Source organism: Massilia sp. AB1, from assembly GCF_018119385.1.
Taxonomy (GTDB): Bacteria; Pseudomonadota; Gammaproteobacteria; order Burkholderiales; family Burkholderiaceae_D; genus Telluria.
Genome location: NZ_JAGKSG010000096.1, coordinates 1 through 3,144, shown reverse-complemented (window position 1 = coordinate 3,144; position 3,144 = coordinate 1). Strand labels below are relative to the sequence as shown.

General features: G+C 66.6%; 2 protein-coding genes. Both read right to left on the bottom strand.

All coding sequences use genetic code 11. The features are described 5' to 3' along the window. Nucleotides 1-61 precede the first annotated feature (61 nt). Entirely contained in the window at nucleotides 62-772 is a 711-nt protein-coding gene (locus tag J8847_RS23900; protein WP_229513194.1) for a glycine-rich domain-containing protein-like, read from the bottom strand. Between the two features lie 298 nt (nucleotides 773-1,070). Next, nucleotides 1,071-2,924, bottom strand: a complete 1,854-nt coding sequence (locus tag J8847_RS23895; protein ID WP_229513192.1) for a CHASE domain-containing protein — start codon at nucleotides 2,922-2,924, stop codon at nucleotides 1,071-1,073. Nucleotides 2,925-3,144: the final 220 nt, after the last annotated feature.

Genomic DNA, 3,144 nt, shown 5'->3' with positions numbered 1-3,144 from the left:
GCGCGGGGGGGGGGGGCGCCCCCCCCCCCCGGGGCCCCCCCCCCGGGGAGGGATGGCGGAATCAGGCCGCGAGCTGCGCCTTGCCCGGCGAAGCGCACCAGGCCGTCTGGTTCGCGCTGGCGACTGCCTTGCCGGGGGAAGCACACCACGCGGTCTTGACGGCTTCGGCCAAGGCCTTGCCCGGCGACGCGCACCATGCCGTGTCGCTGCCCTTGCCCGGCGAAGCGCACCACGCGCTGTCGCTGCCCTTGCCCGGCGAAGCACACCATGCGCTGTCGCTGCCCTTGCCCGGCGAAGCACACCACGCGCTGTCGCTGCCCTTGCCCGGCGAAGCGCACCATGCGCCGTCGCCGCCCTTGCTCAAGGCCTTGCCCGGCGCAGCGCACCAGGCCGGATCGCCGGCTTCCATCAGCGGCTTGCCCGGCGAGGCGCACCAGGCTTCCTGGCCCGCGGCCGGTGTGCCGAATTCGGCGGCGTACAGTTCGCGCATGCGTTCGCCGGCGCGCACCTGTTCGCCTTCGACGGCCTGCTCGCCGATGCCGACATAGGGATAGTGGTGCAGGAAGTAGCCGAACACCTGCTCGCAGTCGCGCGCGTACTTCATGGTGTCGAGGATGTGGTAGTGCCAGAAGGTGTCGACGTCGACCGTCGGCGACGCCTGCTCGTCCGGGTACTTCTTCACCAGGAACAGGTAGCGCCGGTATTCCGCTTCGACGGCGTTGGCGCGCACTTCGGACCAGCCTTCGCCGGATTCCACGTGCATCAGTTTCATCTTGATCGGTGTGAGGTCAAGTGCTTCAAAAGCTGCAAATTCAGTTTTCGTCGACATCGTGTTCACCTCTGTTGTCAGTATTTTGATGGTGGATACTGCTGGGTCCCTGTTTTGGTTGAAGCGGGTAAGGCGAATAATCCTCCTGCATGAATGGATGGAGAAACAAGACGGCATGCCGTCTTGAGCGTTCACAGCGATAACCATTTTCCTGCGGGCAGTCAGTGGAACTGTTGAGCTTGCTCAACCATTGATTGATGTGATTTTTCAACCACAACTGCCCAGCGGAATGATTTCTGCGTTAGGCGGCCACGGCGACCGAGGCGGCGCGGATGCCGTCCTGGGCGGGCGCGATGGGCCCGGTAACGGGGATCGTGACGACGATCGTGGTCCCGGTTTCCGGGCCGCTGCTGACCGAGAACGAGCCGCCCAGGATGCCGACCCTTTCCTCGATCCCGACCAGGCCGAAGGAGCCGTTGCGGTTGCGGCTGCCAGGCTGCATGCCGACGCCGTTGTCACGGATGGTCATGGTGAGCATGTCGGCGTGCTGGCGCAAATCGATCCAGACCCGGGTGGCGTGGGCGTGGCGCGCCACGTTGTTGAGCGATTCCTGCAGGATGCGGAAGAAGGCGGTGGCGCAGTGGTCGTCGATGCGGTAGTCGCCGTCGTCGTCCACCAGCTCGCAGGCGATGCCGGTGCGGCGCGCGAAGTCCGCCACCTGCCAGTCGACCGCCGCGCTCAGGCCCAGGTCGAGCACGTTGGGCCGCAGGTCGTTGATGATCTGGCGCACGCTGCGGATGGTGACGTCGATCTGGCGCACCGTGGCGTCGGCGCGCGCATGCAGGCGCTTGTGGCCGCCGCGGGTGCGGTTGGCCAGGAACTCGGCCTCGATCTTCAGCGCCAGCAGGCTTTGCGCCAGGTCGTCGTGGATCTCGCGCGCGATGCGCTTGCGTTCGCCTTCCTTGATCTGTTCCGCGTGCGCCGCCAGCAGGCGCAGCTTCTCGTGGCTGGCCTGCAGCTTGGCCTGGCTGGCGCGCAGCTCGCGCGTCATGTCCTCGGCCATGCGCAGGGCGTTGCGGCGCGAGAAGGCCATGGTCTGGAACAGCGCGTACAGCAGGGCCGTGCTCATGAAGCCGGCGAAAGCGGCCAGCCACGGGTAATAGATGTCGAAGCTGGTGTAGAGCGCGGAGCGGGGAATGCTGAAGTCGGCCCGCCACAGGCGCTGGTTGAACTCGATCGGCAGGCTGGCCGAGAACACGCTGGCGTCTTCCGGCGGCAGCGCCGGGTGCGGGTCCCTGGCCGTGGCCTGGCTGTCGTAGAGGATGGCGCGCGGCGGCGCTTCGCCCGGCTCGGGCGGCACCTCGGTCAGGTCGGTGACCACCAGGCGCGTGCCCTTCACCGGGAATTCGTCCAGGATGCCGCCCATCAGGCGGGCCACGCTGAAGCCGATGCCGGCCGAGCCCATGTAGGCCAGGCGGCGTTCGGCCACGGTGCCGGTCGGCATGCCGATGCGGTAGACCGGCATGCGCAGCGCCTGGCTGCTCTGGTTCGGTCCGGGCTGGAGCGCGATGCGCGTGCCCGAGGCGCTCAGGATGTTGGCGTCGCGCGCATGGGCCAGCACCTGGCGCGTGTAGCCGCGCGCTTCCAGGTCCATGCCGAGCTTTTCGAGCGAAGGGCGGGAGCGCGGTTCGATGTAGACCAGCACGGTATAGGTGTCGCGGCCGGGCAGGGGAAGCAGCGGCGCGGCGTCGCCCTGGATGCCGAGCATGCGCATGCGTGCGAGCAGCTCGCGGTCGAGCTCGGCGAGGCCGTCGGCGTGCACCGTGCGCGCGTAATTGATCACCTCGATGCCGGGAAAATTGCGTTCGATGTCGAGCTGCTCGACGTACTGGCGGAACTCGTCGGCGCTGGTGTATTCGGTGGCGCGAAACAGCCCGGCGGTGCCGCGCAAGACATCGCTGTAGCTCTTGATGCGGGCGTCGATGGTGTACTGGGCCGCGCGCGCCATGGTGCGAAAGCGGGTGCTGGCGTCGCTCTCGATCGCTTCGGAGGTGGCCAGGTGGGCGCCGGCGCCGACGAGCAGCGACAGCAGCGCTCCCGTCAGCAGGATTGCCGGGTTGGCGAACATCCCGGCAGGGTGGCGGTCTGGCATCATCGTCTTGGTCCCGAGGCGAAACATGTGCGCGTATCAATTAATGCGGCGCGTCAATATTGTTACGCTAAGCAATGTCTTTACGCCTGATACCTATCAAAAATGACAGGTTTTGCAAAAATACAACGAGTGTTGCCTGTTCTGCACGGGCGTGCGGTGGTAATGGGGCGTTTCGCACGGGCGGACGATGCGGAAGAGGGCAAAAAAAAGACCGCCGCAGCGG

What these genes read in the sequence shown, in the direction of transcription:
- J8847_RS23900 (WP_229513194.1), bottom strand. Translation starts at nt 772, where the DNA reads ATGAAACTGATGCACGTGGAATCCGGCGAAGGCTGGTCCGAAGTGCGC.
- J8847_RS23895 (WP_229513192.1), bottom strand. Translation starts at nt 2,924, where the DNA reads ATGATGCCAGACCGCCACCCTGCCGGGATGTTCGCCAACCCGGCAATC.